We start from the raw sequence: 13,290 nt of genomic DNA, 5'->3' as shown, positions 1-13,290 counted from the left end.
CATCGCACGCAGACCATCCGGAACAAGCGTCAACTACGGGTTGACGACGAGCAATCGTCAACTTACGGTTGACGTATGAGTCCACTCGACATCAGCCTCGCCGACCTGATCGCCCGGCTCGACGAGGAGCTCCCCGAGGCCGACGAACTGGCCCGCATCAGCGAGGCGCGACTTCGCGCCCAGACCCTGTCCGACCTCGGTGACCAGCTCATCGACCACTACGTCAGCAAGGCCAAGCAGACCGGCGCGTCGTGGACCGAGATCGGCGACGCCATCGGAGTGTCCAAGCAGGCCGCCCAGCAACGCCACACGCCCGCCCCGTTCGAGCGGTTCACCAACCTGAACCGGCACAGCATCGTGCTGGCGCAGGAGGCCGCCCGAACGCACAAGCACGACTTCATCGGCACCGAACACATGCTGCTCGGCCTGCTCGGCGAACCGCGGGGCCTGGCGTATGAGGTGCTGGTGGCGAAAACCGGGTCGGAGCAGCGCGTCCGCGACGCGATCGAGGAAGTGCTGCCGCCGGCCGGTGAGAAGGCGCTGCGAGGTCACATCGCGTTCCGGCCGGAGAGCAAGGAGGCCATCGAGCAAACACGCCGCGCGGCGGCCGACCTCGGCCACGACTGGGTCGGCACGGAACACACGCTGCTCGGCCTGATCCGCACCGAGAAAAGCCCAGCCGCGCAGATCCTGCGCAACCTCGGCTTCACGCCAAAAGAGCTGCACAAGACGGTCAAGACCGAGATCACCAAACGGCTCGCCGCGCGCGACAAGCAGTAACGAAACGATCAGTCGCCACGGAGGACCGGACCGGCACGGCTTTCCCACCCGCGGCGGGGCGGTGCGCTCGCGCCGCCCCGCCGCCGTCCGGGCACGATCCAACCGACACGGCATGATCACCCTACGCGTCGGCTCATTTACGGGAAGGAACTATTTACTTGAAGTCTCACATTGTTTTATCGTTGCAAGCCAGGCCACCACCCGTGCGTGGCCGCCCCTCAGGGAGATCCCCATGCCTGTACGCCGCCTCAACCACGCGGTGCTCTACGTACGGAACGTCGCGCGCGCCGTCGAGTTCTACACCGACGTCTTCGGCTTCCGGCTCGACGTCGACATCCCGGGCCGCGCCGCATTCCTCAGCGCCGAGGGCACACTCAACGACCACGACCTCGGCCTGTTCTCCGTCGGACCGGAGGCGCCCGGACCCGAGCAAGGTCGCGTCGGTCTCTACCACCTGGCCTGGGAAGTGGGGACTCTCGGCGAACTGGTCGAGATCGCCGACAAGATCAACGAGCGCGGCGCCATGGTCGGATCCACGAACCACGGCGTGTCGAAGTCCGTCTACGCCAAGGACCCCGACGGCAACGAGTTCGAGATCATGTGGCGCGTACCGCGTGAGGACTGGCCGTCCGCGACCGACGAAAACCGCTCCGGCGCGCTCGACCTCGAAGAGTCCCTCAAGCGCTGGGGGCCCGACCTCAAGACGGGCGCAGCCGCCGGTTCCGCCACCTGACCGGCAGCCGCGGTCCCGCAAACGGCCGTGAGCGACCTCCACACCTGGGTTGGCCACGCTCGGCGTGTGATGCGCGACGCGGACAGGCACTGACAGCACTTCACGAGATCACCCGTGACGCGAGCGCCCCCGCCAGTCATACGGCGGGGGCTCCCGCGGGGTGCACCGCGACGTGAGGCACCAGGCGCGGTCGACGATGGCAATGCGCGCGAGTCACCCGGGGTGCTGGTCGTCCTGCACGTCGTGCAAGGAGGGAGCGTAGGAGATGCCGACGATCACGCCGTCCGCCGTGAGAAGCCTGGCCACCGTCTGGCCCCATGGCTCGGTGCGGGCCTGGTGCACCAGGTCGAAGCCCGCGCGCTGAAGCTCGGCACCGGCGGCCGTGACCGCTTCCGCGTTCGCCACCTCGAACTCGATCGACGCCTGCGGGACCACCCGGTCGGCGGGCCACTGGGCCGTGCCGAAGCACGCCTCGGCTGCCTGCGAGAGCGGCCACAGGCCGAAGTGCTTGCTGCCGGGGACGCTCCCGCTGGAGTAGTAGCCGTCACCTTCCCCCTCCAGCGGGAGGCCAAGAGCTTCGATGAACAGCTTGCGGCTCAACGGCGGGTCGGCGACGACCACCGCCACGCTCGTGATGAAGAGAACGTCCATGCCGGTGGTTCACTCCCTGCTGCGCTGCGACGGGACCGCGAGGGCCGGTGACTCGGCCTCGTCGGCACCGCATTTCCACGGCCGGATCCTGCTCAACGTATCCGCCCGTCCCCCACGGGCCGAGACACCCGCGCCAACACCGCCTTGAGTCACCCGATCGGCCTGGCTCACCTTCGTACCGCCGATCACGACCGTGCCCACCACGGCGCGTCGCCGACCATCACGCCGAGTCCAGACACTTCATCGCACCACTCCCCCGCCGCACCAGGACCCGGCCGATGCCTGACACGGTCAGAAGGTCAACCTTCGCTTCAACTGCCGTGCAAATTACGCCAGTTTACGATCAGAGGCGCAACGGACCGGCATGCTCGGCCGTCATACAGGGCGTACACCTCACGGGGAATGAAAGGGGAACAACATGTACGTACCTGGCATGCAGCGGATCGTCGTCGCGGGCACGGTGGCGGTGCTCGCGGGAGCAGGGAGTCTGCTGAGCATGGGGACGGCTTCGGCGGCGACGCCGACGGCGGCCACCGTCACGGCCCAGCAGGTCCACCGGGCCGCCCCGGCGGCCGAGCCCAACGGCAAGGTCGTCGCCAACGGCGGCCTGTGGACGCACCAGGGATCGACCACCGCTTCCAAGCGGCTCGGCCTGCTGCCTCAGGGCACGGTCGTCGCGCTGCAGTGCAAGAAGGCCGGCGAGAACGTGGACGGCAACAAGCTCTGGTACAAGCTCGGAGCGGGCAAGCCGGGCTGGGTGGCCGCACGCTATGTGGTCAACCTCGCCCCCGTGCCGTACTGCAAGTGACCTGACGCGATGTCCGGCAACCGCCCGACCAACGGCCGCCGGACACCGAGCCTCCGAGGTACGACGCCGGAAGGCGATCTGCCACTGGTGCGGCCCGGCGCCCGGCAAGCGCCGGGCCGCCCACCTACAACCTCCCGATAAGCCCATGCAGCATATTTGCGACATATCCACATGACACACCGGGCATGCGGCCGTGCTCCCCTTGCGCGCGGCCTGTTCGCCTGGCCGTGCCCTCACCAGCCGCTGCCACCGCCGGGGCCCTGGCGGTCGCCCCCTCCACTTGGTCTGGACGAATGAAGCTCTTTGCGTCACCGGGTTGATCCGGGGCCGAGCTGACCTGAAACGAGCTCGCCGCCCCTGCCGCGTGCTACCCACCAAGCGCTGCAGGCTGAGCGCTCATACGCGAAACGAGACCGCCTACCGCCGGACCGCGGCCGGGGCCGTTTCGGCGGTGGGTGCGTCGCGCAGGCCGAGCCGCAGGTGCTCGACGTGGAAGAGGGCCTGTTCCAGCAGTTCGGCGACGTGGTTGTCGTAGAGGGCGTAGACGATGGAGCGGCCCCGGCGTTCTCCGGTGACGAGCCCGAGATTGCGCAGCAGGCGGAGTTGGTGGGAGCAGGCGGAGGCTTCCATGCCCACGGCCTCGGCGAGGTCGCCGACCGCGCAGGGGCCTTCCTGGAGGCGGGCCAGGATGTACAGCCGCGAAGGGGTGGCCAGGGCCTGGAGGGTGGCGGCGACATCGGTGGCCCCCGCCGCGTCCAGGCGCTCGCGGGGGGTGGCGTGGTTCTTGCCGTCGGCTCCATGACCCATGGCGCCCATCCTACCGGGCACATGTGAAGACCTGTTCAGATATTCCTGTACGGTGGATGTGTCGCCGCCTTCCGCCCTGAAAGGGTTGTTTTGTCATGCCTTCCGACCTGATCCAGCGGCCCGAACGGGCAGCTGCGGCCGCCGCGCGTACGGTGCCGAGGCGGCGTACGCGGGTGTTCGCCCTGACGGAGGCGCGCTGGGCCGCCGCGGCGCTGGTGCTGTTCCTGATCGCGCTGCCGCTCCAGCTGACCGGTGCACCCGCCTGGTCGTGGGGCCCTCTCTACGCCGCCGCCTACGTCACCGGCGGGTGGGAGCCGGCCTGGGCGGGGCTCGCGGCGCTGCGGGAGAAGACCCTGGATGTGGATCTGCTGATGATCGTGGCCGCGATCGGCGCGGCCTCGATCGGGCAGGTGATGGACGGCGCACTGCTGATCGTCATCTTCGCCACCTCCGGCGCTCTGGAGGCCCTGGCCACCGCCCGTACCCAGGACGCGGTGCGCGGTCTGCTCGACCTGGCGCCGACCGTTGCCACCCGCCTGGCCGACGACGAAAGCGAGGCGACGGTTCCGACGCAGGACCTGGTGGTCGGGGACACCATCCTGGTCCGCCCGGGCGAGCGGGTCGGCGCGGACGGACGCGTCCTGGACGGGGTCAGCGAGGTGGACCAGGCGACCATCACCGGTGAGCCGCTGCCGGTCGCGAAGGAGGCCGGGGACGAGGTCTTCGCCGGCACCCTCAACGGCACCGGTGCCCTGCGGGTCAAGGTCGAGCGGGACGCCTCGGACTCGGTGATCGCCCGGATCGTGGCGATGGTCGAGCAGGCTTCCGAAACCAAGGCGCCCACCCAGCTGTTCATCGAGAAGGTCGAGCAGCGGTACAGCCTGGGCATGGTCTTCGCGACGCTGGCGGTCTTCGTGGTCCCCCTCGCGTTCGGCGCGGACCTGACAGCCTCACTGCTGCGGGCGATGACCTTCATGATCGTGGCCTCACCGGGCGCGGTGGTCCTGGCGACGATGCCGCCGCTGCTGTCGGCGATCGCCAACGCCGGACGCCACGGCGTCCTGGTGAAGTCCGCCGTGGTGATGGAGCGTCTCGGGCAAGTCGACGCGGTCGCCCTGGACAAGACCGGCACCCTGACCGAGGGCACCCCTCGCGTCACCGACATCCGCCCGTTGCTCGGCTCCGGGCTGGCCGAGGACGCCCTGCTGGCGCTGGCGGCCGCCGCCGAGCATCCCAGCGAACACCCCCTGGCCCGCGCCGTCGTCGACGCCGCCCGCACCCGCGGCCTGACCATCGCCGATATACGGGACTTCACCTCCGCTCCCGGCATCGGTGTCACCGCCACCGTCGGCGGCCGCACGGTTGCGGTCGGCGCACCCGCCCGCCTCCTCGACAGCAACGACGACATCGGCGCGGCCGAGGTCGCGGCCGACCTGGAGGACGGCGGCCGCACGGCCGTCCTGGTCCTGCGCGACGGCGTCCCCGTCGGGGTGTTGGGCATCGCCGACCGGCTGCGTCCTGACGCCGCCGCGACCGTCGCCGCCCTGACCGCCCTGACCGGCAGCACCCCGATGCTGGTGACGGGCGACAACCCCCGCGCCGCAGCTCGCCTGGCCGCCGAGGTCGGCATCATCGGTGACGAGGTCCACGCCGGCCTCCTGCCCCAGGACAAGGTCGAGGCCGTACGGCGCCTGGAGGCCCGCGGCCGCAAGGTGCTGGTTCTCGGCGACGGTGTGAACGACGCTCCCGCCCTGGCCGCCGCGCACACCGGCATCGCCATGGGCCGCGCCGGCTCCGACCTCGCTCTGGAGACCGCCGACGCCGTCATCGTCCGCGACGAACTCGCCACCGTCCCCAAGGTCATCGCCCTCTCGCGGGCGGCCCGCCGCCTGGTGGTGCAGAACCTGGTCATCGCCGGCGTGTTCATCTCCGGGCTGGTCATCTGGGACCTGGTGGGCACCCTGCCGCTGCCGCTCGGTGTGCTCGGCCACGAGGGCTCGACCGTCATCGTCGGCCTCAACGGGCTGCGTCTGCTGCGTGACGCCGCCTGGAACCGCGCCGCGCGGGACATACGGTGAGCCGCCGCGCCAAGAAGGCCGCCCCCGGTGTGGGGGCGGCCCGCCCGACCGTCACCGTCTGCCGCGGCTGCTGCTGCGGCACCCCGGCCAAGGTGCCGCGGCTGGACCACGAAGCCCAACTCACCGACCTGCGCACCCAGCTGGCCGGAGTCGCGATGGTCCGCCGAACCGACTGCCTCGACGCGTGCGAGCGCGCCAACGTCATCGTCATCCAGCCCTCCGCCGAAGGCCGCAAGGCCGGCGGACGCCCTGTCTGGCTCGGGCACGTCAACGACCCCGGCGCCGCGGCCGACATCACCGCCTGGGTCCGAAACGGCGGCCCCGGCCTCGCCGAGCCGCCCGACATCCTCGACCTCTACACCTTCAGCCCGTCCCGACGCGTCCGCCACGAACTCGAAGACTGACCGGACCCGGCGGGGGGTGCCGGGCGATGTACTCGTCCGCTCCGTCTGCCCACACGCCTCCAACGCGGACCAAATCGCCGCACAGCGCCGTCAGATGGACATCTGAACTCCCCGCCCCCGGGATCCCGGTGACCAGCACGCGCCACTATGGTGGGCCGATGTCATCGATCAAGCAGTTCCAAGTCACCTTCGACTGCGCGGCGCCCGAGCGCGTCGCTCGTTTCTGGTGCGAGGTGTTGGGGTACGTCGTACCGCCGCCGCCGGAGGGCTTTGCCACTTGGGACGACTTCACTCGCTCACTGCCGCCCGAGCACCAGGATTCATCATTCGTCTGCAGTGATCCCACAGGTGTGGGCCCGCGCCTGTACTTCCAGCGCGTTCCCGAGGGCAAGGTCGTCAAGAACCGGGTTCATCTCTGCGTGCGGGTCGGCACCGGACTCGTGGGTAACGAGCGCCTCGCCACGCTTGAGGCCGAGTGCGCACGGCTGATCGCGCTCGGCGCGGCACACGAGCGAACGTTGTACGCCGATGAGGAAAACGAGTCGTGCATCGTGATGCAGGACATCGAGGGCAACGAGTTCTGTCTCGACTGAGGCGCCGCGAACGTGTCCTCGTTCCGTCCCGGATAACAGGGACCACAAGGCCGCCCGCCTGCGCCGCAGTTCGCGCGGGCGGGCGGCCTCCGGGTCTCTCCTCAGCCGGCCTCGATCATGATGCGGCAGGCAGGAGCTCGGCGATTTCACCCAGCACTCGGGCCGCCGGTGCCGGGTCGACCAGCCACTTCAGGTGGCTGCTGGTGAGCGTACGGACGTCGTAGGGGTTCTCCGGCGTCAGCGCGTCGCCCTCGCGGATCATCCGGTCCTGCATGGCGAGCGGCACGCTGGTGTCCTCAGTCAGCCGGACGTACGTCTTGGGAATCCGCCCCCAGCTGTCGGCCTGCGCCCGGTCGTCGGGTGTGCCGGCGTCGAGGTTCTCGTCGGGCTGGAAGGTGTTGAGGAAGACCATGAACTCCTCGTCCGTCCCGTCGGCGAGGAACGCCGCCTTGAACGCCGCGAGGACGCCGGGGTCGGCGGTACGGAAGTTGGAGCGCAGCAGCCCGAGTTCGGCGGGGTTCGCGACGATCGCCGATGCCAGCCCCGCGGCATCGACCGTGGCCATCTCGGGCTCTGCGTAGTACGCGCTGATGTCAAGGTCGACGGGGCACCAGGCGGAGACGTAGACGATGCGGTCGATCAGGTCGGGCCGCTGGTTGGCCGCGACGGTGGCCGTCATACCGCCGCGGCTGTGCGAGACGAGGATGACGGGCCCGTTCCGCTTGGCCCGCTCCAGTATCCCGATCAGGTGCGCGGCGTTGTCGGCGAGCGTGACGCCCTTGATGGCCCCGGGCGTGGTGGCGAGCCCCGCGAGATCCTGCGGCGCCTGATAGGCCCGCGGAAACGTCGCGGCGAACCCGTGCCCCGGAAGGTCGACGGCGACGGAACGGTGTCCGAGGAGGCCGAGTTCGGCCTGGAGCGGTGCGAAGGAGAAGGAGTTCGCGAAAGCTCCATGAACCAGTACGAACGTCGGTTGCATCTGTCTACACTCACTTTCTGGTCCTCCGCGGCGTCGGCGGCACGCGCGTCGCTCTTCCCGACGCCGCGAACAACCTCGCGGCCGAGGAACGAGACGTCGTCCTGCGGCGCACCATCCAGCCGCGGAGACGTCTTCGTGCATGGCAAGCGTCAGCGGTCAAGCGCGGAGTCACGAGGGCGGCGTGCGAACGGCTGCCCACGGTCCGGTGACGCACCTTACTCAGTGGAAGATCATCCGCACTACCCGGCAGATCGAAGAGATGCCCCTAGTGCGCCGCGAGCCTCTCCACCAGCCCGGTCGCCCGCGCCAGCAACTCCCGCTCTTCTTCTGTCAGTTCCGCCTCGATCGCCCGCGCGAGCCAGTCCGCCCGGCGCCCCCGCTCCTCCTCCAGCAGCGCCTGCCCCGCGGAGGAGAGCTCGACCAGGCTCTTGCGGCCGTCGGTCGGATGTGCCCGGCGTGTGATCAGCCCCTGCTCCATGAGCAGCCCAACGGCTCGGGCCATGGACTGCGGGCGCACGCGCTGATCGGCCGCCAGTTCGCTGGTCGTCATCGCACCGCTGCGGTCCAGCGCGCCGAGGACGGCCACCTGACCGAACGGCATCTGGTCCTCAAGCTTCACGCGCCGCGTGAGCTTTCCCATCACGGTGCGCAGTTCGGCCGCGACGGCGGTGGATTGCGGAAGGGGCATACCGAATTTTAACGCAGCACAGCTGCACAGGAGGACTGCACAGCAAGTCTGAACAGCAGAACTGAACAGCAATACTGCACAGCACTGCTGTAGAGTTTCCGGTGCCGGGTCAGCGTCACCGTCGCCGCAGCCGAGCCCCGGCACGTATGCGACAACGGGAAGGGCTCCCATGACCGCCATCACCTCCGTCACCGGCCGCCGCGTCCTCGACAGCAGGGGCAACCCCACCGTCGAAGTGGATGTGGAGCTGGCGGACGGATCCATCGGCCGGGCCGCAGTCCCCTCCGGCGCTTCGACCGGCGCCCGCGAGGCCGTCGAACTCCGCGACGGCGACCCGGCCCGCTGGCACGGCAAGGGCGTCGACCATGCGGTACGCCACGTCAACACGGAGCTCGCGGCCGCCGTCACCGGTCGCGAGGCCGAGGACCAGGCCGGCCTCGACGCCGTCCTCGTCGCCACGGACGGCACCCCCACCAAGTCCAGACTCGGCGCCAACGCGATCCTCGGGGTCTCCCTGGCCACCGCCAAGGCCGCGGCCGCCGCCCACCGCCTGCCGCTCTACCGCTACCTCGGCGGCTCCGACGCCCGGCTGCTGCCCATACCGATGATGAACATCGTCAACGGGGGCGCACACGCCGACAATCCCCTGGACTTCCAGGAGTTCATGATCGCCCCCATCGGCGCGGAGAGCTTCGCCGAGGCCGTACGGATGGGGTCCGAGATCTTCCACACCCTGCGCCGCGATCTCCTCGCCGCCGGGCACTCCACGGGGGTCGGCGACGAGGGCGGCTTCGCACCCGCGCTGCGTACCGCCGAAGAAGCCCTCGACTTCGTCGTCGCCGCCGTCGAGCGCACGGGGTACCGGCCGGGCACGGACATCGGCCTGGTCATGGACCCGGCGTCGTCCGAGTTCTTCCGCGACGGCGTCTACGACTACACCGGCGAGGGCGTACGGCGCGCACCCGCCGAACACGCCGACTACCTGGTCAAGTTGATCGACGCCTACCCCATCGTGTCGATCGAGGACCCGATGGCCGAGGACGACCTGGCGGGATGGCGGGATCTGACCGCGCGGGTGGGTGCGCGCTGCCAGCTCACCGGTGACGACGTGTTCTGCACCAACGAGACTCTCCTGCGCGAGGGCATCGACTCCGGCGTCGCCAACTCGGTCCTGGTGAAGGTCAATCAGATCGGCACCCTGACGGAGTCCCTGGCCACCGTCAACGCCGCCCACCGGGCGGGCTACACCGTCGTCATGTCGCACCGCTCGGGAGAGACGGAGGACACGACGATCGCGGACCTGGCGGTCGCCACGGGCTGCGGCCAGATAAAGACCGGATCGCTGTCCCGCTCCGACCGCACCGCCAAGTACAACCAACTCATCCGTATCGAGGAGCAGTTGGGCGACAGCGCCCAGTACGCCGGCGCGGAGGCGCTGCGCCGTTAGGGCCTGTCGGCAGCACGCGCAGGGAGTGCCGCCACTCGTAAGGTCAGCCCAGGGCGCGGTTCTGGCCTCGCGACCAGCCCGTTTCCCTGAGCCGCCTCCTACCGAACCCGCCAGTCGTCGGCTGCCGGTGCTGGCTTCCCGGGTGGAAGCCGTGGCTTCTCAGGCCCGGCTGAGTAGGATCTTGCTCGTGCGCTTCGACGACAACGAACCTGTCTTCAGGCGAAGCAAGTGGGGGACGAACCACTACGAGTACAACCCGCGCAACCCCGTGGGCCTCGCCTTGACCGTGCTGACCATCACCGTCGTTGGGCTGATGCTCCTCCTCATGCACAACCACGCAGGGCCGTTCGCGGACCCGCCAGAGCCCAGCCCCTCACCGTGGAGCCCGCCACCCGACATGTCCAAGTGGGTCCCACCGCAATACAGTTCGCCATGGCCTGGCTCACCGGAGCCGGAGTACCCACCCACACCGTAACCACCAGCGGGAGCGCGCACTCGCCCCCGGCCGGGGAAGAACCCTAGGGCGAGTGTCGGACTGCGCCGCGTCCCCCGCGCTCAGTGCCCCCGATTTTGGTGCGCGGGCTCTGCACGTCGCCGTAGTACGTGCCGTTGACCCAGACCCCGGTGGAGACCACATACGTACCAGCCGGCCCGTCCCAGGACCCGCTGAAGCCGGGCCCGCCCTGGACGCCGGTGCCGGATTCACCGCTCTGATCAGAGGTCCAGTCGCCGCAGCCGAAGTCGTGGGCCCATCCTCCGTTGGCGACGTTGACCGCGTGCGCGCAGTACAGCACGCTCTGGCCGGTCGTGTTCAGGTACGGGACCGTGGCGTACACGGTGTAACCGTTGTCCCCGACCCAGTAGCAGGAGTCGAGCGCGATGCCGCTGGTGACGGTCGCGTAGTTGCCGTTGCGGGTTGGGACGGGCGGGGGCGTCGGCTCGGCTGAGCGCTACTGCCGGTCACCGCGTCGGCCGCGCTCAGGGCCTTCGCCATGCACTGGCACCGCACCCGCCAACACGCCCAGCAGGAAGCGCGGCCGAGTAGACCCTCATACGCCTGCAGATCGCGTACGGGCAGGTCGCCGAGCCGGTCTCGGTTCCCCAGGCCACCCGTCGGTGGCCGTCCCGCCCCACCAGCAGTCACCAACGCACCGGCATTGATCCCATCCGTACGGCACCGGGGGGGCAGGGCTTCTCGTCCGCCCCGTCGCCCCGGCGCGAGCGGTAGCGTCCCTCGTGAAGCTCGGGCGTCGATATGGCTGGCGCCGCGTATACCGACCGCGTCGTCACCCAGGTGCGGGCGCCGGCTCGGCGTGCCCGCCGGCACCGAAGACGGCAACCTCGCCATCCGGGCCCAAGACCCGCATGCCGCCGGAGTGACACGCGGGAGGAAGCCCTCGGCCGGGCGTGAGGCCGGATGGGTGCGGCCCCGGCCAACGACCGGGTCGGTTACGGGCGTTGCGGGTTCCGCATTCTCGTCAGCAGCGCGAGCAGGGTCTCCTGTTCGCGCTCGTCGAGACCCGCGAACAGCCTGGAGGCGTGCAGCCGCGTCCTGAGCGCCTTCCACAGTTCGTGCCCTTGCTCAGTGAGGACCAGGGTGCGCTTGCGACCGTCGACGGGATGGGGCTGACGGGCGACAAGGCCCATGCTCTGCAGCTTGTCGGCGGCGAGACTCACCGTGGAGGGGTCGCAGCGCAGGCGGACCGCCACCTCCCGAAGCGTCGGCGGCTCAGTTCCCGGGGCGAGCGCCCACAGCGTGCCGGCGACGGAAGCGGGGACCCCGAACTCGCCGAGCACCTCGGCCACGACCGCGTCCACGGTACTCCCCACCTCCATGAGGACGCGGACGATCTCGGCTTTCCGCTCGACGTCCGCAGGGCCAGGCATCGGTGCGTTCGCGTCACTGGTTGCGGTCATCAGCCCATGCTACTCTCGAAATATCAATGAGAAACTCAATGATATTGGGGGCATAGATGGTCGACGACCACGGCGATGAGACGGTGCTGGTCACGGGTGGAACCGGCTACCTGGCGGGCTGGGTGATCGCGGGCCTGCTCCAGCGCGGTTACCGGGTGCGCACCACCGTGCGCAGCCTCGACAAGGCCCAGCAGGTGCGCGACGCCGTGAGTGCGCAAGCGGGCCGACAGGCAGCCGGGACCATCGAGTTCACGGCCGCCGACCTCCTGGGCGACGACGGCTGGGATCAGGCGGCCGCAGGCGCCGACTACGTGCTGCACACCGCCTCGCCGATGCCCTTCGGCCCGGGCGCGGACCTCATCACCACCGCCCGCGAGGGCACCCGCCGCGTCCTGGGCGCCGCCGCCCGAGCCGGGGTCAGGCGTGCCGTGCTCACCTCGTCCGGCGTCACGGCCGACACCGGCGACCCGGACACGCCCGCGACCGAGACGACCTGGACCGCACCGTCCGGCACCCCGCTGCGCGCGTACCCCGACTCCAAGATCCTCGCAGAGCGCGACGCGTGGGAGCTCGCCGCCGCGACCGGGCTCGAACTGACCACCGTGCTCCCGACGTTCATGCAGGGCCCGATGCTGGGCACCTCGAACAGGCCGGGAACCGTCGAGGTCATCCGGCGCCTGCTCGCCCGCGAGATCCCCGCCCTGCCGAACATCGGCTGGAACGTCGTCGACGTGCGCGACATCGCCGAACTCCACATCCTCGCCATGACCAGCCCGGCCGCCGCAGGCCAGCGCTACCTCGGCTCAGGCACCTTCCTGTGGTACCGCCAGATCGCCCGCATCCTGCGCGAGAAGCTCCCGCACGAAGCCGCGAAGGTGCCCGTGCCCACCATGCCCGACCTCGTCGTCAAGCTGCTCGCACGGCGCAACCCGCAACTGGCGATGCTGCGCCCCGAACTCGGCCGCACCAGGCTCGTCGACAGCAGCAAGGCACGTACTCAACTCGGCTGGCAGCCCCGCCGCCCTGAACAGACGATCACCGACACCGCCACCGCGCTCCTCACCGCGTCACGACAGGGAGCAGCATGATGTTCCCAGCGGTGCAAGGCGCTTCCGTTCCCGTCTGCTCGCTGGCCGAGCGGGACAGGCGCTGGAACCTGGCCCGCCGCTTCATGGAGGCAGAGGTCCTCGACGGTCTGGTCGTGTTCGGCGAAGGCGACGCCGGACCCGCTCCCTTCTCCTTCGACAGCTGGTTCACCAATGACCGGCCGGGCGTCCTCCTCGTCTTCCCCCGCGACCGGACACCCCGAAGGGCGGATCCCGCACCCGTTCTGGGACGCCCGCCCGGCGACCGGGTGTTCGGCGTCCAGTAGGGGGAGCGACGGCCGCGCCGAGTCGCCGAAGTT

The 13,290-nt window shown here is 70.0% G+C and carries 15 protein-coding genes; 9 read left to right on the top strand and 6 right to left on the bottom strand.

The features are described 5' to 3' along the window. The first annotated feature begins 75 nt into the window (after nucleotides 1–75). Both BG418_RS17560 and BG418_RS17555 read left to right on the top strand, forming a co-directional pair. Complete coding sequence (locus tag BG418_RS17560) at nucleotides 76–780, top strand: Clp protease N-terminal domain-containing protein (RefSeq protein WP_188274850.1); 705 nt, start codon at nucleotides 76–78, stop codon at nucleotides 778–780. Nucleotides 781–1,012: 232 nt separating this feature from the next. After that, nucleotides 1,013–1,513, top strand: coding sequence for a VOC family protein (locus BG418_RS17555; protein ID WP_188274849.1), 501 nt, complete (start codon nucleotides 1,013–1,015; stop codon nucleotides 1,511–1,513). 213 nt (nucleotides 1,514–1,726) lie between these two features. On the opposite strand, the gene BG418_RS17550 is transcribed toward BG418_RS17555, so the two are convergent. Further along, entirely contained in the window at nucleotides 1,727–2,164 is a 438-nt protein-coding gene (locus tag BG418_RS17550; RefSeq protein WP_188274848.1) for a VOC family protein, read from the bottom strand. Nucleotides 2,165–2,582: 418 nt separating this feature from the next. Here BG418_RS17550 and BG418_RS17545 point away from each other — a divergent pair, with 418 nt between their 5' ends. Continuing rightward, entirely contained in the window at nucleotides 2,583–2,972 is a 390-nt protein-coding gene (locus tag BG418_RS17545; RefSeq protein WP_223185001.1) for an SH3 domain-containing protein, read from the top strand. 417 nt (nucleotides 2,973–3,389) lie between these two features. Here BG418_RS17545 and BG418_RS17540 read toward each other — a convergent pair whose 3' ends face one another. After that, entirely contained in the window at nucleotides 3,390–3,779 is a 390-nt protein-coding gene (locus BG418_RS17540) for a metalloregulator ArsR/SmtB family transcription factor (protein WP_188274847.1), read from the bottom strand. A 95-nt stretch (nucleotides 3,780–3,874) separates the two neighbouring features. Between BG418_RS17540 and BG418_RS17535 the strand changes: the two genes are divergently transcribed. From BG418_RS17535 to BG418_RS17525, 3 genes are all read left to right on the top strand, one after another. Next, on the top strand, nucleotides 3,875–5,857 hold the full coding sequence (locus BG418_RS17535; RefSeq protein ID WP_188274846.1) for a heavy metal translocating P-type ATPase: 1,983 nt from the start codon (nucleotides 3,875–3,877) through the stop codon (nucleotides 5,855–5,857). Then, nucleotides 5,854–6,261, top strand: a complete 408-nt coding sequence (locus tag BG418_RS17530; RefSeq protein ID WP_188274845.1) for a (2Fe-2S) ferredoxin domain-containing protein — start codon at nucleotides 5,854–5,856, stop codon at nucleotides 6,259–6,261. Before BG418_RS17535 ends, BG418_RS17530 begins: the two co-directional genes overlap by 4 nt. Before the next feature lie 158 nt (nucleotides 6,262–6,419). Beyond that, nucleotides 6,420–6,854, top strand: a complete 435-nt coding sequence (locus tag BG418_RS17525; protein WP_188274844.1) for a VOC family protein — start codon at nucleotides 6,420–6,422, stop codon at nucleotides 6,852–6,854. A 115-nt stretch (nucleotides 6,855–6,969) separates the two neighbouring features. Here BG418_RS17525 and BG418_RS17520 read toward each other — a convergent pair whose 3' ends face one another. Together BG418_RS17520 and BG418_RS17515 are read right to left on the bottom strand one after the other, a co-directional pair. Then, entirely contained in the window at nucleotides 6,970–7,833 is an 864-nt protein-coding gene (locus BG418_RS17520; protein ID WP_188274843.1) for an alpha/beta fold hydrolase, read from the bottom strand. A gap of 265 nt (nucleotides 7,834–8,098) precedes the next feature. Further along, nucleotides 8,099–8,521 (bottom strand): MarR family winged helix-turn-helix transcriptional regulator, encoded by a 423-nt coding sequence (locus tag BG418_RS17515; RefSeq protein ID WP_188274842.1) that lies wholly within the window; start codon nucleotides 8,519–8,521, stop codon nucleotides 8,099–8,101. 169 nt (nucleotides 8,522–8,690) lie between these two features. On the opposite strand from BG418_RS17515, the gene eno reads away from it, so the two are divergent. Then, nucleotides 8,691–9,968, top strand: a complete 1,278-nt coding sequence (gene eno / locus BG418_RS17510) for a phosphopyruvate hydratase (RefSeq protein WP_188274841.1) — start codon at nucleotides 8,691–8,693, stop codon at nucleotides 9,966–9,968. 518 nt (nucleotides 9,969–10,486) lie between these two features. Here eno and BG418_RS17505 read toward each other — a convergent pair. Beyond that, a complete protein-coding gene (locus BG418_RS17505) occupies nucleotides 10,487–10,804 on the bottom strand; it encodes a hypothetical protein (RefSeq protein WP_188274840.1) in 318 nt (105 codons plus the stop codon). A 613-nt stretch (nucleotides 10,805–11,417) separates the two neighbouring features. Then, nucleotides 11,418–11,885 carry a MarR family winged helix-turn-helix transcriptional regulator gene (locus tag BG418_RS17500; protein WP_188274839.1) on the bottom strand — a complete coding sequence of 156 codons (468 nt, stop codon included), beginning with the start codon at nucleotides 11,883–11,885 and terminating at the stop codon, nucleotides 11,418–11,420. A 56-nt stretch (nucleotides 11,886–11,941) separates the two neighbouring features. On the opposite strand from BG418_RS17500, the gene BG418_RS17495 reads away from it, so the two are divergent. Both BG418_RS17495 and BG418_RS17490 read left to right on the top strand, forming a co-directional pair. After that, complete coding sequence (locus BG418_RS17495; protein ID WP_188274838.1) at nucleotides 11,942–12,973, top strand: NAD-dependent epimerase/dehydratase family protein; 1,032 nt, start codon at nucleotides 11,942–11,944, stop codon at nucleotides 12,971–12,973. After that, nucleotides 12,970–13,257: a hypothetical protein gene (locus BG418_RS17490; protein WP_223185000.1), complete on the top strand. Its 288-nt coding sequence runs from the start codon at nucleotides 12,970–12,972 to the stop codon at nucleotides 13,255–13,257. Before BG418_RS17495 ends, BG418_RS17490 begins: the two co-directional genes overlap by 4 nt. Nucleotides 13,258–13,290: the final 33 nt, after the last annotated feature.

The sequence above is a fragment of the Streptomyces sp. CBMA152 genome (assembly GCF_014596475.1).
In the GTDB taxonomy this organism is placed as follows: Bacteria; Actinomycetota; Actinomycetes; order Streptomycetales; family Streptomycetaceae; genus Streptomyces.
This window is presented reverse-complemented; position numbering and strand designations above follow the sequence as displayed.

Excerpts from the sequence above, each read along its gene's own strand:
- BG418_RS17550 (WP_188274848.1), bottom strand. The coding sequence starts at position 2,164 with ATGGACGTTCTCTTCATCACGAGCGTGGCGGTGGTCGTCGCCGACCCG.
- BG418_RS17525 (WP_188274844.1), top strand. The coding sequence starts at position 6,420 with ATGTCATCGATCAAGCAGTTCCAAGTCACCTTCGACTGCGCGGCGCCC.
- BG418_RS17495 (WP_188274838.1), top strand. The coding sequence starts at position 11,942 with ATGGTCGACGACCACGGCGATGAGACGGTGCTGGTCACGGGTGGAACC.
- BG418_RS17535 (WP_188274846.1), top strand. The coding sequence starts at position 3,875 with ATGCCTTCCGACCTGATCCAGCGGCCCGAACGGGCAGCTGCGGCCGCC.
- BG418_RS17540 (WP_188274847.1), bottom strand. The coding sequence starts at position 3,779 with ATGGGTCATGGAGCCGACGGCAAGAACCACGCCACCCCCCGCGAGCGC.
- BG418_RS17560 (WP_188274850.1), top strand. The coding sequence starts at position 76 with ATGAGTCCACTCGACATCAGCCTCGCCGACCTGATCGCCCGGCTCGAC.
- BG418_RS17520 (WP_188274843.1), bottom strand. The coding sequence starts at position 7,833 with ATGCAACCGACGTTCGTACTGGTTCATGGAGCTTTCGCGAACTCCTTC.
- BG418_RS17490 (WP_223185000.1), top strand. The coding sequence starts at position 12,970 with ATGATGTTCCCAGCGGTGCAAGGCGCTTCCGTTCCCGTCTGCTCGCTG.
- BG418_RS17555 (WP_188274849.1), top strand. The coding sequence starts at position 1,013 with ATGCCTGTACGCCGCCTCAACCACGCGGTGCTCTACGTACGGAACGTC.
- BG418_RS17500 (WP_188274839.1), bottom strand. The coding sequence starts at position 11,885 with ATGACCGCAACCAGTGACGCGAACGCACCGATGCCTGGCCCTGCGGAC.
- eno (WP_188274841.1), top strand. The coding sequence starts at position 8,691 with ATGACCGCCATCACCTCCGTCACCGGCCGCCGCGTCCTCGACAGCAGG.
- BG418_RS17545 (WP_223185001.1), top strand. The coding sequence starts at position 2,583 with ATGTACGTACCTGGCATGCAGCGGATCGTCGTCGCGGGCACGGTGGCG.
- BG418_RS17515 (WP_188274842.1), bottom strand. The coding sequence starts at position 8,521 with ATGCCCCTTCCGCAATCCACCGCCGTCGCGGCCGAACTGCGCACCGTG.